We start from the raw sequence: 23,506 nt of genomic DNA on the forward strand, positions 1-23,506 counted from the left end.
ACGCGCTCAGATCAGCGGCTTACCCCGGCGCCGCCTGCGCCGCATGTCGGCGAGGGTGGCGTTGAAGGGGAAGCTGCGGATGGGGCGCGGCATGCGGCCCCAGACCGCGCCGGTGGTGCGCAGCAGGCGGGCGAGGCGGCGTTCGTCGCGTTCTGTCCAGGTGAGTCCGAGTTCGTTGCGCAGGTGCTCGGGGAGCAGGCCGGTGGTGAACCAGCGATGGAAACGGGCGAAGACCACGCGCAGGGGTGGGTAGAGCATCCGCAGGTCGAGCAGGCCGTCGAAATAGGCCTTGATGGTGTCGTCGACGCTGGTCTCGGCCAGGTTCTCGGTCCAGTACGCCTCGAAGGCCGCGCGATCGGCGGGCCACATCTCGCGCGGCACCTGCAGGGTGGTGCCGAAACGGTGGGCGTACTCGTAGAACGAGTCGGCGGTGTCGTCGTCGATGGGGCCGTGCAGGCGCTCCATCAGGTCGACCGAGCCCCAGTACAGGCAGGCGGCGACCCACATCTGCAGGTTCTTGTCGAAGGCGTTGTACTTCACCGGGCTCTCGGGCGTGGAGTGCACGTGCCGGTGCGCGCCGTTGATCGCGGTGCGGTAGGCGGCGCGGTCCTCGTCGGTGCCCATCATCGCCACCGACAGATAGGTGATGGTGGTCCTGGTGCGCTTGAAGGGGTGCAGCATGATGCTTCCGCTGTGCACGCGCGATTCCGCGACGCCGTAGCCGACCGGGGCCAGGCTGAGCTGCATGATCACGTTCGCCGTTGCGCCGAAGAAGACGGCGGCGCCGTCGACGTGATCCCGGATGTCGAAGTCCGCGGGTCCGGTGTGGCTGGACCGCGAATGCGCGAGGCTGGTCATCGTTGACCCCAATTCGTCGGTGAGAGAGTTGTAGCTTGAATGTCTCATTCTGTCGTCGGGGTGTCAACGGGCGGTGGCGCGTGCCGCCGGAACGCGCCGGGCTAGCGTGGACGGATGTCCTACGGTCCGCCGCTGCTGCTCGCCTCGTTGAATCCGCTCGCCGTCGCCGCCGGGGACGACATTCCCGATGCCGTCACCATCGATGATGCCACCGTCTCGCGCGGTGATCTGCTGGGTGCGGCCACCTCGGTCGCGGAACGGATCGGACGCGCCGAACGGGTGGCGGTGCTGGCCGAGCCGACCCTGCGGACCGTGCTCGCCGTGGTCGGTTGCCTGATCGCCGGGGTGACGGTCGTCCCCGTCCCGCCCGACGCGGGAACCGCTGAGCGCGAACACATCCTGCGCGATTCCGGGGCCCAGGCCTGGCTCGGGGCAGCGCCGGCGGGCACCGATCTGCCGGTGGTTCCGGTGCGGTTGCACGCCCGGTCCTGGCACACCTACCCCGAGCCCGACCCGTCGGCCATCGCCTTCATCCTCTACACCTCGGGCACCACCGGCGCCCCCAAGGGTGTGATGCTCAGCCGGGGCGCCATCGCCGCCGGGCTCGACGCGCTCGCCGACGCCTGGAACTGGACGCGCAGAGACACACTCGTGCACGGACTTCCGCTGTTCCACGTGCACGGCCTGATCCTCGGCCTACTCGGACCCCTGCGCATCGGCAGCCGTTTGATCCACACCGGCAAGCCGACCCCGGAGGCCTATGCCGCCGCCGAGGGAACGCTGTACTTCGGGGTGCCGACGGTATGGTCGCGCATCGCCGAAAAGCCGGAAGCGGCCAAGGAATTGAGCCGGGCCCGGCTGCTGGTCTCGGGCAGCGCGCCGCTGCCGGTTCCGGTATTCGAGAAGCTCGCCGAACTCACCGGGCACGCGCCGGTGGAGCGGTACGGCATGAGCGAAACCATGATCACCCTGTCGACCAGGGCCGACGGTGAACGCAGGCCGGGCTGGGTCGGTACACCGGTGCGCGGCGTCGAGACCCGGCTGCGCGACGAAGCGGGCAATCCCGTCCCGCACGACGGCGTGAGCATCGGTGGCCTGCAGGTTCGCGGCCCGATGCTGTTCGACGGCTATCTCGGCCGTCCCGACGCCACGGCCCTCGACTGGACCGAGGACGGCTGGTTCCGCACCGGCGACGTCGCCGTCATCGACGCCGACGGCTTCCACCGCATCGTCGGCCGCGAGTCCATCGACCTGATCAAGTCCGGTGGGTACCGGATCGGCGCGGGGGAGATCGAAACCGCCTTGCTCGGGCATCCGGCGGTCGCCGAGGTCGCGGTGGTCGGGCTGCCCGACGACGATCTCGGACAGCGGATCGTCGCTTTCGTCGTCGCCCGCGACACCGGCTCCGGCGACCTCGCGACCGAACTGATCGCCCATGTGGGCGACCAGCTTTCGGCTCACAAGCGGCCGCGCGAGATCCGCTTCGTGGACGCGCTGCCGCGCAATGCGATGGGCAAGGTGCAGAAGAAGTCGCTGACCTAGCGGTTCGTGCTGCCGCGCGCGCTCAGCCGGCGAATCGGCCCGATCAGGGCGTGATACACCGGACGAACCACGCGTCCGGGCAGGTACCGGTGCCGTTCCTCGGCCCACACCCGTGCCCTGGCGTGTGAGGCCAGCGGCGACCACCTGTCCGGGTCCGGCGGGGCAGCGGTGTGAACTTCGATGCGGCACAGATGTTTTGTGTTGACGAAGCCGTACTGCTTCGGGCTCACCAGCCGGATGGGGGCGCCGTGGTCGCTGTCGAGGGGTTTGCCGTCGAGGCGGTCGGCGAGGAAGACGTCGTCGGCGAGGGCGTCTTCCAGCAGCACGACCGAGCGGAACTTGTCCAGACCCTCGAAGCTGAGGTGAGTGACCGTGACACCCGGGGTAAGCGCGGGCTCGATCACCAGCCGGTAGAAGTCGCGAAACGGCGTGCCCTCCCAGCGCAGGTCGGTCGCCGACCAGCCTGCGACGCAATGGAAGTCGGCCTTCTGCTCGCGTCGCGGCAGCTGTGCCAGTTCGGTGAGCGCGATGCTGACGGGCTCGATCACGGCCCCGCAGATCTCTATCGCGGGATGCTCGGGAACCGGCGGCGGCGGGTGATGCAGATGCGTGCCGAAGCGGGGGAATCCGTCGACGGCGCGTTGGCCCGGGGGAAGAAGTGCCATGCCGATCCTCCTGTTATACGACTCCGTATAACAGAAACTACTCCGTGCCGGTGGCCGCGTCGAGTATCGGCTTCGTCACCCCGGCAACGAAAAAGCCCCGCACTCGGGCGAGTGCGGGGCCTTTCGTTCAGCGGATCAGGGCTGGCCGGTCGCGAACGCGATCACCGCGTCCAGGAATTCCTGACCACCCATCACGTAACCACCGATCAGCATCCCGGCGGGGATGGTGAACAGCCACAGGAACGGGAAGAACGCGCCGATGATGCCACCGATCGCGATGCCCGGCAGGTTCTTGTTGACCTGGGCCATCAGGCGGTCGTAGGAGCTGATGTCCTTCAGTTCGGCCACGTTGCCCAGCTTGGCGGTGTCCTCCGGGGTCATCGAGGCGGCCAGCTTCACGCTACGGCCGTCCTCGGCGATCTGCGGGGTCACCGAGATCGGCAGGCCCGCGACCTCCGAGCGCAGCGCCGTCTGGTCGACGGTGACGCCCTCGGCATTGCGCAGCAGCACGGCCGAACCGTCGGCGGCCAGCTCGAAGCGGCCGTTGTCGACCGCCCAGGTGATGGTCTTGTCGGTGGGCGACACCGCGGTGGTGTAGTCGATCCCGTTGCTCACACCCGAAGTCACGCCCCCCGCAGCCACCACCGCGGGCTGTTCGGTCGCCACGGCGGGCTGACCGTTGGCGGTGGCCGCGGTAATCCCCACCGCGACAACCGACATCACAACAGCAGTAGTGAACTTTCCGAACTTCATTCTTGAATCCCTCCACATTCGAAAGCCCCCCGACCGGGTGGGCGAATTCAAGCTAGCCGACCCGAAAAGCCTTGCCGCAACGGGATACCCGTCGTCAACAAACCGCAATAAATGCGATATTGCCGAATGCGGGATTCAGTCGTTGGCGTGCAGCACCGCATTGAGCTCGATACCGGTGCCCTTGCGCGGCACCACTTCCACCGCACCGGTGGTCGAATTGCGGCGGAACAGCAGATTGTTCTGCCCGGCCAGGGTGGCGGCCTTGACGACAGTGCCGTCGGGCGCGGTGACCTTGGTTCCGGCGGTCAGGTACAGGCCCGCCTCGAGCACGCAGTCGTTGCCGAGCGGAATGCCGAGACCCGCGTTGGCGCCGAGCAGGCTGCGCTCACCGACCGAGATGACGGTGGTTCCGCCGCCCGACAGCGTGCCCATCGTCGACGCGCCACCACCGATATCGGAGCCGTCGCCCACCACGACACCGGCCGAGATACGGCCCTCGACCATCGAGTTGCCGAGGGTGCCCGCGTTGAAGTTCACGAAGCCCTCGTGCATGACGGTGGTGCCCGAGGCCAGGTGGGCGCCGAGGCGGACGCGGTCGGCGTCGCCGATCCGCACACCCGAGGGCACCACGTAGTCGACCATGCGGGGGAACTTGTCGATGCTGTACACGGTCACCGGGCCACGGGCGCGCAGCTTGATGCGGGTCTGCTCGAAACCCTCCACCGCGCACGGGCCGTGGTTGGTCCACACCACATTGCTGAGCAGGCCGAACTGGCCGTCCAGGCTCAGGCCGTGCGGCTGGACCAGGCGGTGCGAGAGCAGGTGCAGGCGCAGGTACACGTCGTGGGCGTCGGTGGGAGCCGCCGACAGGTCGGCGATGGTGGTCCGTACCGCGACCACCTCCACGCCGCGCGCCTTGTCGGGGCCGAGCAGGTCGGCGAACTCCGGTGCGTCGGCCGCGTCGAGGCGCTGGGAGCCGGTCTCGGTGAATTCGCCCAGCTCCGGGCTCGGGTACCAGGTGTCGAGGACGGTGCCGTCCGAGGTGATGGTGGCGATACCGACTGCGCTTGCTCCTTGAGTGCTCACGGGCCACATTTTGCCGCGTCGATCGATGTCGAGGTGGCGCGGGGGCTGTGCGTTGGACCACCCGGTTCGATTCCCGCACCCGGACACGGCGTCGTACCCGCGTACTACTGTCGAGATGTGACTCTCGATTTGCGCGCCGACCCCGTCCAGTTGACCGCCGCTCTGGTCGATGTGCCGAGCGTTTCCCGCGACGAGGCCGCCATCGCGGACCTGGTCGAGCAGGCGCTGCGCGATCAGACCACCGGTTTCGAGATCAAGCGCCACGGCAATGTGGTGCTGGCGCGCACGAACCTCGGCCTGCCGACCCGGGTGATCCTGGCCGGGCACCTGGACACGGTGCCCATCGCCGACAACGTGCCGAGCAGGCCCGCCGAGGTGAACGGGGAGCCGGTGCTGTTCGGCTGCGGCACCGTCGACATGAAGTCCGGTGACGCGGTATTCCTGCACCTGGCCGCCACCATCACCGACCCGGCCCACGACCTCACGCTCATCTTCTACGACGGCGAGGAGATCGCCGCCGAGTTCAACGGCCTCAACCACATCGAACGGGATATGCCCGAGTGGCTCCACGGCGACCTCGCCGTGCTCGGCGAACCCTCCGGTGGCTGGATCGAGGCGGGCTGCCAGGGCACGCTGCGGGTGCGGTTGAGCACCTCGGGTGTGCGTGCGCATTCGGCGCGGGCCTGGTTGGGGGAGAACGCGATTCACGCGCTGGCGCCGGTGCTGGAACGGCTCGCCGCCTACGAGGCGCGTCAGGTGGACATCGACGGCTGCGTGTACCGCGAAGGGCTCTCGGCGGTGCGCGTCTCCGGTGGCGTCGCGGGCAATGTGGTGCCCGACGTGGCCGAGGTGGACGTGAACTTCCGCTACGCCCCCGACCGCACGGTCGAGCAGGCCGTCGCCCACGTGCGCGAGGTCTTCGACGGGCTCGACGTGAGTTTCCGGGTCACCGATTCCTCGCCCGGCGCCCTGCCCGGTCTCACCGCACCGGCCGCGCGCAGCCTCATCGACTCGGTCAACGCCCACGGCGGCGGCGGAGTGCGCGCCAAGTACGGCTGGACCGACGTCTCCCGCTTCGCCGCCCGTGGCATCCCCGCCGTGAACTTCGGCCCCGGCGACCCCAACCTCGCCCACAAGCGCGACGAACACGTCCCGCTCAGCCAGATCACCGCCGTCACCGCCATGCTGCGCACCTACCTCACCGCGGGTGCCCAGTAGCGTGGAGGACATGTCGAGCGAATCCGTGGATGAACAGGTGGGGAAGGCCAAACCGAAGTTCCGGGGGCCGGTGATGTTCCGTCGCGAACGCAAGCCGGGAGCGCGGACCGCGGACCGCAATCTTCTCGACACCCGTCAGGACAGCGAGTGGGTGCACACGGATCCGTGGCGGGTGCTGCGGATCCAGGCCGAGTTCGTCGAGGGCTTCGGCGCGCTGGCCGAGGTGCCGCCCGCCGTCACGGTGTTCGGCTCGGCGCGCACGCCGGTCGACCACCCCGAGTACGCGGCGGCACGGGCGATCGGGTCGGCGCTCACCGACGCCGGTTTCGCGATCATCACCGGCGGCGGTCCCGGGGCGATGGAGGCGGCCAACCGTGGGTCCTCGGAGGCGGGCGGGTACTCGATCGGCCTCGGCATCGAGTTGCCGTTCGAACAGGGCCTCAACGACTGGGTGGACCTGGGGATCAACTTCCGCTACTTCTTCGTCCGCAAGACGATGTTCGTGAAGTACTCGCAGGCCTTCGTCTGCCTGCCCGGCGGTTTCGGCACCCTCGACGAACTGTTCGAGGCGCTCACCCTGGTGCAGACCCGCAAGATCACCCGCTTCCCGATCATCCTGTTCGGCACCGCCTACTGGTCCGGGCTGGTGGAGTGGATGCGCAATTCGCTGGCCGGGTCGGGCAAGATCTCGCCGGAGGATCTGGACCTCATCCAGGTCACCGACAGCGTCGAAGACGTGGTGCGCATCGTCAAGGAGGCGACCGGCGGCGGCAACAGCGACATCGAACGGCTCGGCACAGAGGACCAGTGGTGAGCTACTCGATCTGCGTCTACTGCTCGGCGAGTACAACCGAACCGGAACTGATCGACCTGGCGTCTCAAGTGGGCACCGAAATCGCCCGTCGCGGTTGGCAACTGGTGTCCGGCGGCGGCCGGGTGTCGATGATGGGCGCGGTCGCGGCGGCCGCGCGGGCGGGCGGCGCGCACACCGTCGGGGTGATCCCCAAGCATCTGGTGCACCGCGAGGTCGCCGATACCGCCGCCGACGAACTGCTCGTCACCGACACCATGCGCCAGCGCAAACAGCTGATGGAGGAACGCGCCGACGCCTTCCTCACCCTGCCCGGTGGTGTCGGGACGCTCGAGGAATTCTTCGAAACCTGGACCGGCGGCTACCTGGGCGAACACACCAAACCCGTGGTCGTCCTCGACGCCGACGGCTTCTACCGCGGGCTGTTCGGCTGGTTGGACGAACTGTTCGAGCGCAAGATTGTCACACAGCAGGCGCGCGACCGCATCGTCGTGGCCGCCGACCTGCCAGCCGCGTTCGCCGCGTTGACACCGGCCGCGGCCCGAGGGTAGGAGATCGACGTGAGCAACGATGCCCGCGACACCGTCAGTGTGTTCGACCTGGCCAAGAAGCTGCCTGGCATGGCCATGGACGCACCGCGCATGCTGCGCAACGCACCGGGAATGCTGGTGGGGCCCAAGGACAAAGCCTCCATCGGCAAGTACTTCCAGCGGCTCGCCCACCGGCGGCCCGACCGGGTGTTCCTGCGCTTCGAAGGCCGTTCCTACACCTACCGCGCCGCCAACAGCGAGGTGAACCGGTACGCCGCAGTGCTTTCCGCGCGCGGAGTCGATCGCGGCGACGTGGTCGGCGTGCTGATGACCAACCGTCCCGAGACGCTGTTCACCGTCCTCGCGGTGCTCAAGCTCGGCGCCACCGTCGGGTTGCTCAACTACAACCAGCGCGATCAGGTGCTGGCCCACAGCATCGGTCTGCTCGACAGCGCGCTGGTCGTGGTCGGCGAGGAATGCGTCGAAGCGCTCGAGTCGCTGCCCGAGGCACCGGCGACCGTGCTCATGTCCGAGGAGCTCGCCGAATCCGCGCGTGGCGCAACAGCTTCCGATCCGGTGGTCTGTGAGCAGGTGACGGCGGGCGAACGCGCGTTCCTGATCTTCACCTCCGGTACCACCGGCATGCCCAAGGCCAGCGTGATGACCCACCTGCGCTGGACCAAGAGCATGGCCGGGCTCGGCGGTCTCGGCGTGCGGTTGCGCGGCGACGACGCGCTGTACTGCTGCCTGCCGCTGTACCACAACAACGCGCTCACAGTAGCGCTGTCGGCGGTGCTGGCCGGTGAGTCGACCTATGTGCTCGCGCGCAAGTTCTCCGCCTCCAACTTCTGGGCCGAGATCGCCCGCGAAGGGGCGACGGCGTTCATCTACATCGGTGAGCTGTGCCGCTACCTGCTCAACCAGCCCGTACGGCCCGACGAGGACAACAACCGGGTGCGGCTCGTCGTCGGCAACGGGCTGCGGCCGGAACTGTGGGACGAGTTCCGCCGCCGCTTCGGCATCGACCGCGTGGTGGAGTTCTACGGGTCGAGCGAGGCGCCGCTGGCCTTCGTCAACGCCTTCGGTGTCGACCGCACGGCCGGGCTGTGCCCGCTGCCGTACGCGGTGGTCGAATACGACGACGAGACCGGTAAGCCGCGCCGCGGACGGGACGGGAAGCTGCGCAAGGTGCGCTCCGGTGGTGTCGGACTGCTGCTGGCGAAGGTGAACAACCGTCAGCCCTTCGACGGTTACACCGATGCGAAGGCCTCCGAATCCAAGCTGGTCCGCGACGGTTTCAAGAAGGGCGACTGCTGGTTCGACACCGGCGACCTGGTGCGCGACCAGCACTTCTGGCACATCGCGTTCGTCGACCGGCTCGGTGACACCTTCCGCTGGAAGGGCGAGAACGTCGCCACCACCGAGGTGGAGGGTGCGCTCGACCAGCACCCGAGCGTCGAGCAGGCGGTGGTGTTCGGTGTGGACATCCCCGGCACCGACGGCAAGGCGGGCATGGCCGCGATCACCCTGCACCCCGACGCCGAATTCGACGGCAAGGGGCTGGCCGCCACTGTGTACGAGCGGCTGCCGCTCTACGCGGTCCCGCTGTTCGTCCGGGTGGTCGCCGAACTCGAGCAGACCTCCACCTTCAAGAGCCGCAAGGTGGAACTGCGCAAGCAGGGCTACGCCGCCGATGCCGAGGGGCAGCTGTACGTGCTCAGCGGACCCACCGAGGGCTACGTTCCGGCCTACGACGGCTACGCCGACGACGTCGCCGCGGGTAGAGCTCCGCGATAGCGATGCCTGAACCCACCTTCTGTGGTCGGCCCGTGCCGACCGATCGCGCCCTGGTGATGGCGATCGTGAACCGCACCCCCGACTCGTTCTACGACCGGGGTGCCACCTTCACCGACCGGGCCGCGATGGACCGGGTGACGCGGGCCGTCGACGAAGGCGCCGATCTGGTCGACATCGGCGGGGTGAAGGCCGGGCCGGGCGACACGGTCGACGCGGCCGAGGAAACGCGACGGGTGGTTCCGTTCGTCGCGGCGATCCGGGAGAAATACCCGGAGCTGTTGATCAGTGTGGACACCTGGCGCGGCAAGGTCGCCAGGGACGCCGTGGCGGCCGGTGCCGACCTCGTCAACGACACCTGGGCCGGGGCCGACCCCGAGCTGGTGCACGTGGCCGCCGACCTGGGTGCCGGGATCGTCTGCAGCCACACCGGCGGCGCCGCGCCGCGCACCCGTCCGCACCGGGTCCGCTACGCCGATGTGGTCGCCGAAGTGACCGCCACCGTGGCCGCCGCGGCCGAACGCGCGGCCGCCGCCGGGGTGCGTCGCGACGGAATCGTGATCGATCCCACTCACGATTTCGGAAAAAACACCTATCACGGGCTCGAGTTGTTGCGTGGAATCGACAGTCTCGTAAAAACCGGGTGGCCAGTGCTGATGGCCCTGAGTAACAAGGACTTTATCGGGGAGACTCTAGGTGTCGGTCTGACCGAGAGGGTCGAGGGCACACTGGCGGCAACCGCGTGGTCGGCCGCCGCGGGCGCTCGGGTCTTCCGGGTTCACGAAGTCGCCGAAACCCGGCGGGTCGTGGACATGATCGCCGCGATCCAGGGCATCCGGCCCCCCGCACGAACTTTGCGAGGTCTGGCATGAAAATCCAACACCGCGAGCCCGCCTGGGCCACTACCCACACCTGGGACACCCCTGACTGGACGGTCGGCGACCTGGTCGCCGCCAAAGCGGGCCGCACCGTTTCGGTGGTGCTGCCCGCCCTCAACGAACAGGACACCGTCGCCGACGTGGTGGCCAGTATCCGGCCGCTGCTCGGCACCCTCGTCGACGAACTGATCGTGCTCGACTCCGGATCCACCGATGCCACCGCCGCCCGGGCGCGGCGCGCGGGCGCCGAGGTGGTGACCCGCGAGGAGGCCGTGCCCGAGCTCGAACCGGTCGCGGGCAAGGGTGAGGCGCTGTGGCGGTCGCTGGCCTGCACCTCCGGTGACCTCATCGCCTTCGTCGACTCCGATCTCATCGATCCCGATCCGGCGTTCGTGCCCAAGCTGCTCGGCCCGCTGCTGACCATGCCCGGCACCCACCTGTCCAAGGCCTACTACCGGCGCCCGCTGCGCCAAGGCGAGTCCGTCGACGCCAACGGCGGTGGCCGGGTCACCGAACTGGTCGCCCGCCCCCTGCTGGCGGCGCTGCGCCCCGAACTGGTCCAGGTGCTGCAACCGCTCGGCGGTGAATACGCGGGCACCCGCGAACTGCTCACCGCCGTCCCCTTCGCCCCCGGCTACGGCGTGGAGATCGGCCTGCTGCTCGACACCTACGACCGCCTGGGCCTGGACGCCATCACCCAGGTGAACCTCGGCGTCCGCACCCACCGCAACCGCCCCCTCTCCGACCTCGGCGTGATGAGCCGCCAGATCCTAGGCACCGCCCTGCGCCGCAGCGGCGTCCCCGACTCCGGCGCCCCCCTCACCCAATTCCCCCTCATCGCAGGCGAATTCATCCCCCACACCACCGAGGTCTCCCTCGAAGACCGCCCCCCGATGAAAACCCTCCGCCCCGAACAGGTCGCCGCCTGACACCTGCCCCGACCGCCTCGTCCCGACGAGGCGGTCGTCGGCGTGTGTGCCCTTGCCGCGTGGCTCGACTGTGCGGGGCTGCCCGCCCACTCCGAGCGGCAGTTCGTTGTGTGTATCGATCCACGTAAGCGAGTGGGCGCGGTCGACATTTCCGCGCGACCGACGCCGAACTCGACGACCTGCGTGCACGATTGGCCGCGGCGCGGTTATCGGAAGCGGAGACGGTCTGCGCGGGGATCGGTGGTGGTCGAAGGGCTCAGGGTGTTCGGGGGTGGATCGGGCCGGTCAGAGTGGTGAGGGGGCGGGCCGAGGTGTTGGTTCGGGTGGCGAGGATCTGGGCGAGGATGGAGACGGCGGTTTCCTCGGGGGTGTGGGCGCCGAGGTCGAGGCCGAGGGGGCTGTGGATGCGGGCGATGGTGGTGGGGGAGAGGCCGTGGTCGTGGAGGCGGGTGGTGCGGTCGCGGTGGGCTCGGCGGGAACCGAGGGCGCCGATGAATGCGACTGCCGGCAGGGCGAGGGCGGTGGCCAGCATGGGGACGTCGAATTTGGGGTCGTGGGTGAGGACGCAGACGACCGTGCGGTCGTCGATGCGGTCGGCGGCGGCTTCGGCGGCCAGGTAGCGGTGGGGCCAGTCGACGACCACTTCGTCGGCGGTGGGGAAAAGTGCCGGGGTGGTGAAGGTTTCGCGGGCGTCGACGACGGTGACGCGGTAGCCGAGCTGGGTGGCGGCGGTGGTGAGGGCACGGGTGTAGTCGTTGGCGCCTGCCAGGATCATGCGGGCGGGGGAGCGGAACACCTGGACGAAAGTGCGGGGACGGGTCGCGGCGGCAGGCGTGCAGTCCTGGGCGCCGACCATGCCGTTGTGGCCCGCGGTGAGCAGCGCGGCCGCGTCCTGGTCGAGACCGCGCCACGGCGAGACCCGCCCGGGCCGCAGCAGCCGGCGATCCGGGGTGGATTCGAGAGTCGTGGCGTAGGCGATGGGCTGGTGCGCGGTGAGCGCGGCACGCAGCTCGCGAAGCAGTGGCAGATCGGCGTGGTCGAGCCGTTCGACGAAGACCTCGATCTCCCCGCCACACGGCAGTCCGACGGTGAGCTCGTCGGCTGCCGTGAACCGCTCCACACAGGCCGAGCCGTCGGCGAGCACCTGTTGGGCCGTCACCAGCAGCGCCGCCTCGACGCATCCACCCGAGAGCGAGCCGACGACCCGACCATCCGGGGAGACCACCATGGCGGCCCCGGTATCGCGCGGCCCCGCCCCGATCCGGTCGACGATCCGGGCCAGCGCCACGGGCCCGTCGGCGAGCAGATCGAGTACCTGCCCGAGCAGATCGCGCATCGCCCACCGGCCTCTCCACCGACTGTGACCTTTCAGTCCAGCCTAGCTAACCGCGAGCATCCCGGCGCGGCGAAAGCTCAGTCGAGGATCTCGCGGTGCTGCAGCCCGGCGGGCACGACGCCCTGGTGGAAGAACTCGTGGAAGATCTGCGCCGCGTACTCGGCGGTGAAGACCTCCTCCGGGTAGACGTAGGTGTCGTCGTCGCCGTGTGGCACGTAGACCGTGGGCAGCCCGAGGCGGCTGCCGGGGAACCCGAGGGTGTACCGGCGCGGCAGATGATCGACCGTCGTGCGCAGCTGCAGCGTCATCGCGTCGGCCGAGCCGGTGCAGCGCAGCGCCAGATCGCCGCGGGCCGCGCTCACCGAGGCCGTCACCTCAGTGGCGGGCATGGGTTCGGGCAGCACGGTCAGATCGAGCGCGAAGCGCTGATGACCGTCCATCCGGCGCAGCGGGCGCAGGAAGCTGTCCACGTCCTCGTGCGGGCCGATGAAGACCTTCAAACGGTCGCTGTAGGTCACGCGGTGGGTCGTCACGACCACCTCACCGCCGACGGATTCGGTATCGGACGGGGAAACAGGCCGGGGGCCCGCGACGCCGACCGCGCGCACGGGCAGGACCCGGCAGGCATTGGCCTCGGGAGACGAGAACATGTGAAGCTCACCTACTCACACTCGGTTACTCGCTAGCAATCTAACCATCGGGCTCGGGTTGTGATCTATAACATTACCGTGATGCAGATCACAAAGTGCCCGTTGTTTAGATGCAGTTATGGGCGAGTCCGGTTCGCAGCGGACTTTTGGTCGGTTTCGTGCCGATAAACCGGGGTGAGTAGATCCGCATCGACCGGTTCGCCGGTCGTGCGGTCGTACCGCACGGCGATGAGGACCGAGAACAGATGCGTGCTCGCCCGCTCGTGCAGCGTCGCCAGCCGGGTGGCCAGCAACCGGATCGCACCCAGCGAACCCGGCGGGTGCAGCCCGTCGATGAGCATCACGGTGCCGCGCCGGTCGGGGCGGGGCAGCCGGGCCAGATAGGCGATGTCGTGTGGTTCGGTGCCGCCGGGCCGGTAGACGCGGCGCGCGGCCCGGTCCTCGATGCCGCGCCGGGTGTCGCCCGCGCGGGTGACGGTGCGCCGCAGTCGTGGATCGGCCGCCACCAGCTGACGCAGGCTCGGCGACAGCTCGGGGCCGCCGAGGACCACCAGGCCGTCGCGATTGAGATCGATGGGTCTGCCCGGCAGGAACGTCTCGACCGTCGCCACGAAACCGAGCTGGCGCAGCAGTTCGGCCAGCCGTTGCGCGGCCGCCGGATCGGGTGCGCCGAGCAGCCTGCCCGTGCGTACCTCCGGGGCCAGCACGGTGAGCGTGCCGTGCCCGAAGAACAGTCCTTCGGGTACCGGACCCTGGGTGCTCACCTGGTGGATGCGCGCCCGCGACAAGCCCGCTGCGGCGCCGATGCGGGCGAACGTCCAGCCCTCGGCGTGGAGTTCGCGGATCACGGCGCGGCGGATCCTGGTGAGTTCGTTGATGGTCTGCTGGGCAGCCGCCACCCCGTCGGTGGCTGCTTTGAGTCTCTCGACCTTGTCTTCGATCGCGAAGACTCGTGCCACGTCATCGGCCGACATGTGCGAAGTCTAGACAGCTGGACGGCGATTCGTGTCTATAACGATTGACATCGAATGTCTTGGCGCACAACGCCGATCGAGGTATGCCTGTCGGCAACCACAAAGACGGCGAGGTCGGCGCGGACATCGGCGCTACGCGCGATCGAGTGGCAAATGACGACCGTGTGGTCTGTTCGCCGGTGTCAGGTGGCGTCGGAGTCGATCGGCGGCCGCTCGTTGTGCTCCAACGGCTTCGGCGCCTTCGACAACGAGGGCCCGCTGCCGGGCATTCCGCTGCTCGTGCCGAACAGCTCCTTGCGGTCCGGCACGGCCTTCTCGAGATCGCGCAGCACCGAGTCGTCGCCGCCCAGCAGGTGCTTGGTGACCGCGGCCCGCGGTGTCATCCCGCGCAGCTCGTTGAGTTCGGCGAGCGGTTTGCGCAGCTCGTCGAACTCCGGGCCGAGTTCCTGCTTGAGCGTGGAGGTGGCCCCGCTGGCGTAGTCGCGCACCTGACGCAGCGACGACGTGGTCCAGCGGATCGCCCCGGGCAGGCGCTCCGGGCCGAGGATCACGAGGGCGGCGACGAGCAGGATCATCATCTCGCTCCACCCGATGTTGCTGAACACGATCCCAGGTTACCCGGCGCGCGTCGTCGCAGCTCAGTCGGATTCGAGGGTGACGGGCACGTCCACCTGCCTGCCATCGCGGATCAACTGCACGTTCACCCGCTCGCCGATCTTGTGCGACTGCACCGCGACGACCAGTTCGTCGGGACCCTCGACGACACGGTCGCCGACCTTGACGATCACGTCGCCCTCGACGATGCCCGCCTTGGCCGCAGGTCCGCCCGCCACCACGTCGGCCACGGCGGCGCCGCTGCGCAATTCGTTGGCGACGGCCTTGGTGCGCGCGCTGAGCCCGAGCTGCGGATGGTTGACCTTGCCGTCGCGGATCAGGGTCTGCGCGATGGAGGTGACCACGTCGATCGGGATGGCGAATCCGAGACCGACCGAGTTACCGGTGTTGCTCTTGATAGCGGTATTGACGCCGATCAGCCTGCCGTCCATGTCGACGAGGGCGCCGCCGGAGTTACCGGGGTTGATCGAGGCGTCGGTCTGCACCGCGTCGATCACGGCATTGGTGTCGGTGCCCTCGCCGCCGAGGCTCACCGGGCGGTGCAGCGCGCTGACGATGCCGGAGGTGACAGTCTTCTCCAAGCCGAGCGGCGAACCGATGGCGAGCACGTCGTCGCCCACCTGCACGTCGTCGGAGCGGCCGAGGTTCGCCTCGGTGAGGTTGTCGGCGTCGACCTTGAGCACCGCGAGGTCGGTCTTGGGATCGCGCCCGACGATCTGGGCAGGCACCCGGGTGTTGTCGGAGAATTCGATCTGGATCTTGGCGTTGCCGGACTTGTCGGTGGCCGCCGCCGAGATCACGTGGTTGTTGGTGACGATGTAGCCCTGCTCGGCGTCGAGGACGACCCCCGAGCCGGACGGTCCGCCGTCACCGATGATGACCTGGATCGACACCACCGACGGCAGCACCGCGTCGGCGACAGCCGCGATCTTGCCGTGCGGGGAATCGGAGCTCTCGCTCTGCTGGAGGGTGACCTTGCGCGAGGTGAGGGTGGACGCGGTCTCGGCGGTGATCCGCCCGACCAGGCCGCCGACTACGGCGATACCGAGCGCGATCACGGCGAGCAGAGCCAGCGCTTTCGGCGCGACCCGGGAGCCGAACAGCACCTCGCGGGCCGACAATTTGGGTGCGACAGGCAGCGGGGCGGGTTCGGGTGTCTCGATCGCCGGGGCGCCGAGGCGCGCGCCCGCGGCCGGGTCACGCCAGGGGTCGACCGGACCCGCGACGACGATCTTGCATTCGCCGGAATCGGGTTCGCGCTGCAACAGTTCGTCGGAGCCGTCGGGGCGGGCGAACGCCTCGGCGAGCACACCGTCCGGCGGCCGCCGATCGACCAATTCGCCGTCGTCGGAACGCTTGCCGCCGCGCATCGGGTCGTGCGGGGCGAACGAACCCGTCTGGCCGTTCGGGCGGCGGAACGCGTGCGCGGTATGGCTGTCGATGTGCGGCCGGTACACCGGACGCGGGCCGAGGGTCGGCGCGTCGGAGGGCCGCAGATTCCCCCGTGACGCCGCCGAATCCGAGTTGTCGGTCGATCCGGGATTCGTCGATTCGCCTGTCACGCCCGTGACTCTACTTGCGCCGCCACGTAGTCCACCGGGCTGCGGGGAACGAATCGGTCAGGAATCCGAGAAATGCCTCGTTACGGCGGGGAGGTTCGGGTGCGGCGGCGGGCAGTTCGGCCAGCGGGATGCGGCTGAGGCTGTCGTGCAGGCTGCGTGGAACGGCGATTTCGCCCGCCCGGCGCAGCGCGATCCGCGCCTGCTGCTGGGCCTCGACCTCGGCGGCGCATTCGGGGCACACCGAGAGATGCTGGGCGGCACGCAGATAGGCGTTCATGCGCAGTTCGCCGTCGACGTAGGCCGCGATCGCCTCGCTGGCCAGATGCTCGGTGGGCTGAAAGCGCGGTGTGCGACCTGAGGATGCTGGATCCACGCTCATGCGGAGTTCTTCCTTCCGACCGACATCAACCCGACCAGGCCGGGTGTGGCCGCTCGCGGCGGTCACCCTGCGTAGGCGTCAGCGGAGTATCGCTGCTCAGTTCCATTATGCGCAAGGTAGTCGCGCAGTGCCTGGCGCCCGCGGTGGATGCGGCTGCGCACAGTGCCGAGCTTGACGCCGAGGGTGGCGCCGATCTCCTCGTAGGACAGGCCCTCGATGTCACACAGCACCACGGCCGCGCGGAACTCAGGAGCGAGGGCGTCGAGCGCCTTCTGCAGGTCCGGGTCGAGGCGGGAGTCGTGGTAGGCGTCCTCGGGCGTCGGTCCCTCGGCGGGTACCCGGTCGTAGTCCTCGGGTAAGGCCTCCATGCGGATGCGATTGCGTCTGCGGACCATGTCGAGGAACAGGTTCGTGGTGATGCGGTGCAACCAGCCTTCGAACGTGCCCGGCTGGTAGCTCTGCAGGGAACGGAACACCCGGATGAAGGTTTCCTGGGTGAGGTCTTCGGCGTCCTGGGCGTCGCCGGACAGTCGGTAGGCGAGGCGGTAGACCCGGTCGGCGTGCTCGCGGACCAGTTCGTCCCACGACGGCATCACCGTGCGGTCACCAGTGGCGTCGAAAGCCGCGGTGCCGGTGAGCTCGGCATCGAGATCGTCCTCGACGGACGGCGGAAAGTCGGTGGGAAGGGTCTGGGCGGGCAGTGTGGCGTCGGAACGCGCCGTGTCTACCATCGGGATGGGACACCTCCTACTCGGGACCGCCGGCACGAAACCGAACCGGTCCGGGTCAGCGGACCTTGTCTTGTCAGAAACAACCGCCGGATGTCTGCGGTTGTTCCCGCGTCTCGTACCCGCCGCGATCGGCTGGTGTGGCAACTATTTCCTGTCGCGATATGGGGCACGTATGGAGACCCTGAGTGGCGCCTGAGAATCCTGGCGCACCCCGACACTCACCCCGCGTGGGCGCCTTCGCTGAATACACATACCCGGTCGGTGACATAGCCTCATAGCTGTGGCATCGAACGTGGAGCGGAACCTGGCCTATGTGGAGGAGTCCGTCGTCGAGGACGAAGTCCTCCTCGACGCGCGCGAGCGGGCCACCGAATTGGGCGCCGCGCCCGTGCCCGCCTCGGTCGGCGCGCTGCTGAGCATGTACGCGCAGATGCTCGGCGCCCGCTCGGTCGTCGAGGTGGGCACCGGCGCGGGTGTGAGCGGATTGTGGCTGCTCGACGGCATGCGTGAGGACGGAACCCTCACCACCATCGACTCCGAACCCGAGCATCAGCGGGCCGCCAAGGAGGCCTTCCGCACCGCCGAGATCGCGCCCGCGCGCACCCGGCTCATCAACGGCCGCGCCCTCGATGTGCTGCCGCGGCTGGCCGACGGCGCCTACGACCTGGTGTTCGTCGACGCCTCGCCCATGGAACACCCGCTCTACGTGGAGCAGGGTGTGCGATTACTGCGCGAGGGCGGTGCGTTCATCCTGAACAACGCGCTGCTCGGCGGGCGCGTCCCCGATCAGTCCCAGCGCGACCCGGCCACCCAGGCGGTGCGTGCCGCGACCAGGGCGATCGCGGAGAATCCCGAGCTCACCAGCGTGCTCATCCCCATCGGCGACGGGTTGCTCTGCGCATCGCGTGGGTAGTCACCCCACCCAGATGCCCTTGCCGACGGTGACGACCCCACCGTTGCTCACGGCGAATCGTTCCCGGTCGCGGTCCAGATCCACGCCGATGATCTCACCCTCGCCGACCACCACGTTCTTGTCGAGGATGGCGTGGCGGACCACCGCGCCACGCCCGATGCGCACGCCGGGCATCAGCACGCTGCCCTCCACCGTCGCGCCGTCGTCGATCATCACGTTGGAACTCAGAACCGAATTGCGCACGGTGGCCGCCGACAGGATCGAGCCCGCGCCGACGATCGACTCCTGAGCGAGCCCACCACGCGCGAACTTGGCGGGCGGCAGGTTCTCGGCGGCGCCGCGGATGGGCCAGTGCTTGTTGTAGAGGTTGAACACCGGGTGCACCGAGACCAGGTCCATGTGCGCCTCGTAGAAGGCGTCGATGGTGCCGACATCGCGCCAGTAGCCCCGGTCGCGAGCGGTGGCGCCCGGTACGTCGTTGTCGGCGAAGTCGTAGACGGCGGCCTGCCCCGCCGCGACCAGCGACGGGATGATGTCGCCGCCCATGTCGTGATCGGAATCGGAGTTCTCCGCGTCGGCGCGGATCGCGTCGACGAGCACGCGGGTGGTGAACACGTAGTTGCCCATCGACGCGAAAGTCATGTTCGGGTCGTCCGGTGTGCCGGGCGGATGGGCCGGTTTCTCCAGGAACTGGGTGATGCGGCCGGACTCGTCGGAATCGATGCACCCGAACGCGCTCGCCTCGCTGCGCGGCACCCGGATCCCCGCGACGGTGACGCCCGCGCCCGAGGCGATATGGCTGGCCACCATCTGTTCCGGGTCCATCCGGTACACGTGATCGGCGCCGAAGACCACGATGTAGTCGGGGTCCTCGTCGTAGATCAGGTTGAGCGACTGCATGATCGCGTCGGCGCTGCCGGTGTACCAGCGCGGTCCGAGCCGCTGCTGCGCGGGCACCGGGGTGATGTACTCACCGGTGAAACCCGACAGCCGCCAGGTCTGGGAAATGTGGCGGTCCAGCGAATGCGACTTGTACTGGGTGAGGACGCACAGGCGCAGATATCCCGCGTTGACCAGGTTGCTGAGCACGAAATCGATCAGCCGGTAGGCCCCACCGAACGGAACCGCGGGCTTGGCGCGGTCGGCCGTGAGCGGAAACAGTCGTTTGCCCTCGCCACCGGCGAGCACGATCCCGAGTACGTGCGGCTGGCTCCTCACCCTGTCAAAGTACAGGCCCCGGGCCCACCCGGTGGCCCATGTCGACCCGAGCGTCTAACTTTGGACCCGTGAGTGATGGCACCGACGGGGAATCAGCGATCGCGGATCCGTTGCGGGTGGCCATGCTGACCCGGGAGTATCCGCCCGAGGTGTACGGCGGTGCGGGCGTGCACGTCACCGAGCTCACCGCGCGGCTGCGCGCGCTGTGCGAGGTCACCGTGCACTGCATGGGCGCGCCGCGCACGGGGGCGGTGGTGCACCGGCCCGATCCGGAGCTGTACGCCGCCAACGCCGCCTTGCAGATGATGTCGGCGCAGCTGCGGATGGCCGACGCCGTCGGCGCGGTGGACGTGGTGCATTCGCACACCTGGTACGCGGGCCTGGCCGGCCATCTCGCCGGTGCGCTGTACGGCATTCCGCACGTGCTCACCGCGCATTCGCTCGAACCGCGCAGGCCGTGGAAGGCCGAACAGCTCGGCGGCGGGTACCGCTTGTCGTCGTGGTCGGAACGCAACGCCATGGAACAGGCCGACGCCGTGATCGCGGTGAGCGAGGGCATGGCCCACGACGTCCTCGACGCCTATCCCGCCATCGACCCCGGCCGGGTCCACGTGGTGCACAACGGCATCGACGCGGGCGTGTGGCATCCGGGTGCCCCCACCGGCTCCGAGCAACCGGTGCTCGACCGCCTCGGAGTGCGTGCTGATCTGCCGATCGTCTCGTTCGTCGGCCGTATCACCCGACAAAAGGGTGTCGGCCACCTGCTGGCCGCCGCGGCCGATTTCGACCCCGACATTCAGCTGGTGCTGTGCGCCGGTGCGGCGGACACGGTGGAACTCGAGCAGGAAGTGGCCGCCGCTGTCGACGAGCTGCAAAACCAGCGCGGCAATGTGTTCTGGGTGAAGGAGATGCTCCCCACCGAACAGGTGCGTCAAATCCTCACGGCCTCGACAGTTTTCGTCTGCCCGTCGGTATACGAACCCCTCGGCATCGTGAACCTGGAAGCGATGGCCTGCGCCACCGCCGTCGTCGCCTCGGACGTAGGCGGGATCCCGGAAGTGGTCGCCGACGGTGTCACAGGGCGATTGGTGCACTACGACCCGGTCGCCTCGGATGACTACGAACACGCACTCGCCGACGCGGTGAACGCGGTGGCAGGCGACGCCGAACTGGCGACGCGCTACGGGCAGGCAGGCCGCGCGCGAGCCATCGCGGAGTTCGATTGGGCGAGGATCGCAGAGCAGACTGTGAATGTCTATCGCGAAGTCATCCGCTGAGAGCATCCGCGCCGCATACGCCTCGCCGCATCCCAGCCCACGTGGCCCCACTCGAGTCCGCCACTTACCGCCTCCAGCCCACGCGGCCCCACTCGAGTCCGCCACCTACCGCCTCCAGCCCACGCGGCCCCACTCGAGTCCGTCACCTACCGCCTCCAGCCCACACAGCACTCGGGTCCGCCGCCTACCGCATTGCCAGCCGCACGGCACTACTCGAGTCCGCCACCTACCGGGCTCCCAGCCACACGGCACCACTTAAGTCCGCCATGACCGCATTCCCAGCCCCGCACGACCCGACCTCGAGGAGGGTCCGCCGCGAAGCGGCGCAGCGGCCCGGCCGCGCGAACAGCGCTCGAAGCGCATGCGCGAAGCGCGAGTCTCGAGCGCTGTTCGCGTGGCCCCTCAGGGGCCGCGCTCGAGCGCGCCAGCGCTCCAAAAACACAGCCCAATACCTTTGTGGTGCACAAAACACCGATGTGTTGTCCGCGCTCAGCCGACAGGTGCGTACCGCGCAACGGTGACCGAAGCGGTGACCTCGGTGATGTCGGCGAGGCCGGCGATGCGCGGGTCGTCGGCAGCGGTGGTGTGGAAGGCGGACGGTCCCATGGCGACCACATTGGTGACGTCGCCACGCGACAGCTTCATAGGAAATTCGACCACAGCGTGATCGATGCGAGTGAAGGTGCCCGACAGCGCGTCGTCGAGCCGACGCTCCTTATCGGGGTCGACGCGAACCATCCCCAGCGGCTCGATCAACTCGCCCAGATGCCGCGGGGTAGGCGTGACGACGACGAACCGCCCCCCGGGCGCGAGCACACGCGCGACCTCGCCGGGGTTTCGTGGCGCGAAGACGGATAAAACCCCGGCGAGAGCGTCATCGCGGATCGGCAGACCACGCCAGGCGTCGGCAAGGACCGACGCGAGCCGAGGATGCGCACGAGCCGCGCGACGAGCAGCAGGCTTCGCGACATCAAGCGCGATGCCGTTGAGACCCGGGTGCGCCTCGAGGACCTCGGCCAGGTAGTACCCGGTACCGGCCCCGATCTCCAGCACCGCACCCCCCAGCGGCCCGGTGTCGGCCGACGATGCGGGCCGGTCCGGTGATACGGAGCTGCCGGGCGATGCGGTGCTGCCGGGCGATGCGGTGCTGCCGGGCGATGCGGTGCTGCCGGGCGATGCGGTGCTGCCGGGCGATGCGGAGCTGCCGGGCGATGCGGTGCCGTTCGGCAACGTGGGCGTGCCTTGCGGCCGCGCATTGCCCTGCGTGTCGAACTGACGAGCCGCGGACGGCGTGTATCCGGCCGGGTGCGCGGAGCGGAAAGCTTGGGCAACGGCATCCGCGATCGGCGCGAAGTGTCCCGCACCCTGGAAATCCGCGCGGGCATCGAGCATCGCGGCGGTGTCGCCGGTCATTTTCGTCGAGGCGCCGGTGAGCAGGCCGACGTAACCCTGGCGGGCGATGTCGAAGCTGTGCCGGTTGCCGCACCGCAGTGCGCCTGCGCCGGGCTGCAGGGTGTCGCCGCACTCCGGGCAGGCCAGGAGTGCGGCGACCTCGGTCAGGGCTGTCAGCTGGTGACGCTCTTCAGTTCGTCACCGAGGGCAGCTGCCTCGTCCGGTGTGAGTTCGACGACCAAACGCCCGCCACCCTCGAGTGGAACCCGCATGACGATTCCACGACCTTCCTTGGTTGCCTCGAGGGGACCGTCCCCGGTACGGGGCTTCATGGCCGCCATCCTCTGCTCCCTCCAGATCTGCGCGGTGGAGTGCGCACTACTGTTCTCTGGTCCGCCGGGTGTTCGGCGGGCCACACCGGTCCTATTCTTCCCTATTGCCGACTCGGGCGGACACCTGAGTAGCAAATCTGACTCCGGAGTCGGTTCCTTTCGGTACGGCTTGCACCCAGCAAACGGCCAGGTGATCGTCCACCATGCCGGTCGCCTGCATCAGTGCGTAGGCCGTGGTCGGGCCCACGAAAGCGAAGCCGCGGCGCTTCAATTCCTTTGCCAGAGCAATGGATTCGGGTGTGGTGGCGGGCACATCCGCGATGGTCGCGGGCCTCGGGCGCGGCTCGGGTGCGAACGACCACACCAGCTCGTCGAGGCCTGTCGGCAGGTCGCGAGCAACCCGGGCGTTGGTGATGGCCGCGTCGATTTTCGCGCGGTTGCGGACGATCCCGGCGTCGGCGAGCAGCCGGGCCCGGTCGGTGTCGTCGAATTCGGCGACCTTGGCGATCTCGAAGTCGGCGAAGGCGGCGCGGAAGGCCGGGCGCTTGCGGAGGATGGTGATCCAGGACAGGCCCGATTGGAACGCCTCGAGGCACAGCCGCTCGAACATGGCGTCGTCGCCGTGGAGGGTCTTGCCCCATTCGTGGTCGTGGTAATCGCGGTAGAGCTGGGAGCCGGTCGCCCAGTCGCAGCGGACCAGCCCGTCGTCGACGAACTCGCTCACCGTTGCTCCTGGCCCGCTGCCACCTGCGCCTGCCACTGCCGCATCTGCGCTAATTCGAACTCGAGTTCGTCGATGCGCTCGGCCAACCGCCCCAGCGCCCAGTCGACCTCACCGGCCTTGTAGCCGCGCACCACCTGCTGGAACCGCAACGCCCGCACATCCGCCCCCGTGACGCCCTCGGCGGGCAGCACGGTCGCGGTGGTGCCCTGCGGCAACGGCCCGAGCTCCTCCGACCGGCCGAACACCGCACTGGCGACGAGAAACAACATCGCCGCGACCAACCCGACGATGAGCACATACAGAAGCAGCGTCAGCATGCTCCCAGACTAGGCAAACCCA

General features: G+C 68.8%; 25 protein-coding genes and 1 pseudogene. 9 read left to right on the forward strand and 17 right to left on the reverse strand.

Features of this window, described 5'->3' with window-relative positions; translation table 11 throughout:
• Positions 1-6 precede the first annotated feature (6 nt).
• Positions 7-858: an oxygenase MpaB family protein gene (locus tag LDL21_RS03600; protein ID WP_181696771.1), complete on the reverse strand. Its 852-nt coding sequence runs from the start codon at positions 856-858 to the stop codon at positions 7-9.
• A 114-nt stretch (positions 859-972) separates the two neighbouring features.
• Between LDL21_RS03600 and LDL21_RS03605 the strand changes: the two genes are divergently transcribed.
• Positions 973-2,400 carry an acyl-CoA synthetase gene (locus LDL21_RS03605; RefSeq protein WP_225278774.1) on the forward strand — a complete coding sequence of 476 codons (1,428 nt, stop codon included), beginning with the start codon at positions 973-975 and terminating at the stop codon, positions 2,398-2,400.
• Here the strand turns inward: LDL21_RS03605 and LDL21_RS03610 are convergent.
• The 3 genes from LDL21_RS03610 to dapD all read right to left on the reverse strand — a co-directional run bounded on the left by LDL21_RS03610 (position 2,397) and on the right by dapD (position 4,904).
• A complete protein-coding gene (locus tag LDL21_RS03610; RefSeq protein ID WP_225278775.1) occupies positions 2,397-3,065 on the reverse strand; it encodes a molybdopterin-dependent oxidoreductase in 669 nt (222 codons plus the stop codon). The two genes, LDL21_RS03605 and LDL21_RS03610, sit on opposite strands and share 4 nt — an antisense overlap.
• A gap of 135 nt (positions 3,066-3,200) precedes the next feature.
• Positions 3,201-3,818, reverse strand: coding sequence for a DUF8020 domain-containing protein (locus LDL21_RS03615; RefSeq protein ID WP_225278776.1), 618 nt, complete (start codon positions 3,816-3,818; stop codon positions 3,201-3,203).
• A 135-nt stretch (positions 3,819-3,953) separates the two neighbouring features.
• Positions 3,954-4,904, reverse strand: a complete 951-nt coding sequence (gene dapD, locus LDL21_RS03620; RefSeq protein WP_225278777.1) for a 2,3,4,5-tetrahydropyridine-2,6-dicarboxylate N-succinyltransferase — start codon at positions 4,902-4,904, stop codon at positions 3,954-3,956.
• Positions 4,905-5,021: 117 nt separating this feature from the next.
• Between dapD and dapE the strand changes: the two genes are divergently transcribed.
• The 6 genes from dapE to LDL21_RS03650 are packed head-to-tail and all read left to right on the forward strand — an operon-like array spanning position 5,022 to position 11,064.
• Positions 5,022-6,122: a succinyl-diaminopimelate desuccinylase gene (dapE, locus tag LDL21_RS03625; RefSeq protein ID WP_225278778.1), complete on the forward strand. Its 1,101-nt coding sequence runs from the start codon at positions 5,022-5,024 to the stop codon at positions 6,120-6,122.
• Between the two features lie 10 nt (positions 6,123-6,132).
• Complete coding sequence (locus tag LDL21_RS03630) at positions 6,133-6,936, forward strand: LOG family protein (protein ID WP_181696543.1); 804 nt, start codon at positions 6,133-6,135, stop codon at positions 6,934-6,936.
• Entirely contained in the window at positions 6,930-7,484 is a 555-nt protein-coding gene (locus tag LDL21_RS03635; RefSeq protein ID WP_225278779.1) for an LOG family protein, read from the forward strand. The genes LDL21_RS03630 and LDL21_RS03635 overlap by 7 nt, the downstream gene beginning before the upstream one ends.
• A 9-nt stretch (positions 7,485-7,493) precedes the next feature.
• Positions 7,494-9,260, forward strand: a complete 1,767-nt coding sequence (locus LDL21_RS03640) for a long-chain-acyl-CoA synthetase (protein WP_225278780.1) — start codon at positions 7,494-7,496, stop codon at positions 9,258-9,260.
• A 2-nt stretch (positions 9,261-9,262) separates the two neighbouring features.
• On the forward strand, positions 9,263-10,129 hold the full coding sequence (gene folP / locus LDL21_RS03645) for a dihydropteroate synthase (RefSeq protein WP_181696540.1): 867 nt from the start codon (positions 9,263-9,265) through the stop codon (positions 10,127-10,129).
• Positions 10,126-11,064 carry a glucosyl-3-phosphoglycerate synthase gene (locus LDL21_RS03650; RefSeq protein ID WP_181696539.1) on the forward strand — a complete coding sequence of 313 codons (939 nt, stop codon included), beginning with the start codon at positions 10,126-10,128 and terminating at the stop codon, positions 11,062-11,064. Before folP ends, LDL21_RS03650 begins: the two co-directional genes overlap by 4 nt.
• A 256-nt stretch (positions 11,065-11,320) precedes the next feature.
• Here LDL21_RS03650 and LDL21_RS03655 read toward each other — a convergent pair whose 3' ends face one another.
• From LDL21_RS03655 to sigE, 7 genes are all read right to left on the reverse strand, one after another.
• The gene (locus LDL21_RS03655; RefSeq protein ID WP_225278781.1) at positions 11,321-12,400 is read right to left on the reverse strand and encodes an XdhC family protein; all 1,080 of its coding nucleotides are present in this window, start codon (positions 12,398-12,400) and stop codon (positions 11,321-11,323) included.
• Positions 12,401-12,477: 77 nt separating this feature from the next.
• The gene (locus tag LDL21_RS03660) at positions 12,478-13,050 is read right to left on the reverse strand and encodes a hypothetical protein (RefSeq protein WP_225278782.1); all 573 of its coding nucleotides are present in this window, start codon (positions 13,048-13,050) and stop codon (positions 12,478-12,480) included.
• A gap of 116 nt (positions 13,051-13,166) precedes the next feature.
• Positions 13,167-14,024: a hypothetical protein gene (locus LDL21_RS03665; RefSeq protein ID WP_067485776.1), complete on the reverse strand. Its 858-nt coding sequence runs from the start codon at positions 14,022-14,024 to the stop codon at positions 13,167-13,169.
• A gap of 182 nt (positions 14,025-14,206) precedes the next feature.
• Entirely contained in the window at positions 14,207-14,629 is a 423-nt protein-coding gene (tatB, locus tag LDL21_RS03670) for a Sec-independent protein translocase protein TatB (protein ID WP_067485778.1), read from the reverse strand.
• A 33-nt stretch (positions 14,630-14,662) separates the two neighbouring features.
• On the reverse strand, positions 14,663-16,201 hold the full coding sequence (locus tag LDL21_RS03675; RefSeq protein ID WP_308017110.1) for a S1C family serine protease: 1,539 nt from the start codon (positions 16,199-16,201) through the stop codon (positions 14,663-14,665).
• 10 nt (positions 16,202-16,211) lie between these two features.
• A complete protein-coding gene (locus tag LDL21_RS03680; protein WP_181696535.1) occupies positions 16,212-16,580 on the reverse strand; it encodes a zf-HC2 domain-containing protein in 369 nt (122 codons plus the stop codon).
• Positions 16,581-16,642: 62 nt separating this feature from the next.
• Positions 16,643-17,311, reverse strand: coding sequence for an RNA polymerase sigma factor SigE (gene sigE / locus LDL21_RS03685; RefSeq protein ID WP_225278783.1), 669 nt, complete (start codon positions 17,309-17,311; stop codon positions 16,643-16,645).
• A gap of 280 nt (positions 17,312-17,591) precedes the next feature.
• Here sigE and LDL21_RS03690 point away from each other — a divergent pair, with 280 nt between their 5' ends.
• A complete protein-coding gene (locus LDL21_RS03690) occupies positions 17,592-18,224 on the forward strand; it encodes an O-methyltransferase (protein ID WP_067485784.1) in 633 nt (210 codons plus the stop codon).
• Here LDL21_RS03690 and glgC read toward each other — a convergent pair whose 3' ends face one another.
• Positions 18,225-19,442 (reverse strand): glucose-1-phosphate adenylyltransferase, encoded by a 1,218-nt coding sequence (gene glgC, locus LDL21_RS03695; protein ID WP_181696534.1) that lies wholly within the window; start codon positions 19,440-19,442, stop codon positions 18,225-18,227. It lies immediately after the preceding gene.
• Between the two features lie 110 nt (positions 19,443-19,552).
• Between glgC and glgA the strand changes: the two genes are divergently transcribed.
• Positions 19,553-20,719, forward strand: coding sequence for a glycogen synthase (gene glgA, locus LDL21_RS03700; RefSeq protein WP_225279223.1), 1,167 nt, complete (start codon positions 19,553-19,555; stop codon positions 20,717-20,719).
• A 489-nt stretch (positions 20,720-21,208) separates the two neighbouring features.
• On the opposite strand, the gene LDL21_RS03705 is transcribed toward glgA, so the two are convergent.
• The 5 genes and pseudogenes from LDL21_RS03705 to LDL21_RS03720 form a co-directional block, all read right to left on the reverse strand.
• Positions 21,209-22,132 (reverse strand): methyltransferase domain-containing protein, encoded by a 924-nt coding sequence (locus LDL21_RS03705; protein ID WP_225278784.1) that lies wholly within the window; start codon positions 22,130-22,132, stop codon positions 21,209-21,211.
• A gap of 30 nt (positions 22,133-22,162) precedes the next feature.
• Positions 22,163-22,288: pseudogene (locus LDL21_RS30125) on the reverse strand (putative RNA methyltransferase); the annotation flags it as partial.
• Positions 22,285-22,452 carry a DUF3117 domain-containing protein gene (locus LDL21_RS03710; RefSeq protein WP_011211259.1) on the reverse strand — a complete coding sequence of 56 codons (168 nt, stop codon included), beginning with the start codon at positions 22,450-22,452 and terminating at the stop codon, positions 22,285-22,287. The pseudogene LDL21_RS30125 and the gene LDL21_RS03710, both read right to left, overlap by 4 nt.
• Positions 22,453-22,534: 82 nt before the next feature.
• Entirely contained in the window at positions 22,535-23,167 is a 633-nt protein-coding gene (locus LDL21_RS03715; RefSeq protein ID WP_225278785.1) for a DNA-3-methyladenine glycosylase I, read from the reverse strand.
• Entirely contained in the window at positions 23,164-23,484 is a 321-nt protein-coding gene (locus LDL21_RS03720; RefSeq protein ID WP_181696532.1) for a DivIVA domain-containing protein, read from the reverse strand. The genes LDL21_RS03715 and LDL21_RS03720 overlap by 4 nt, the downstream gene beginning before the upstream one ends.
• Between the last annotated feature and the right edge of the window lie 22 nt (positions 23,485-23,506).

The sequence above is a fragment of the Nocardia rosealba genome (genome assembly GCF_020216065.1).
In the GTDB taxonomy this organism is placed as follows: Bacteria; Actinomycetota; Actinomycetes; order Mycobacteriales; family Mycobacteriaceae; genus Nocardia; species Nocardia rosealba.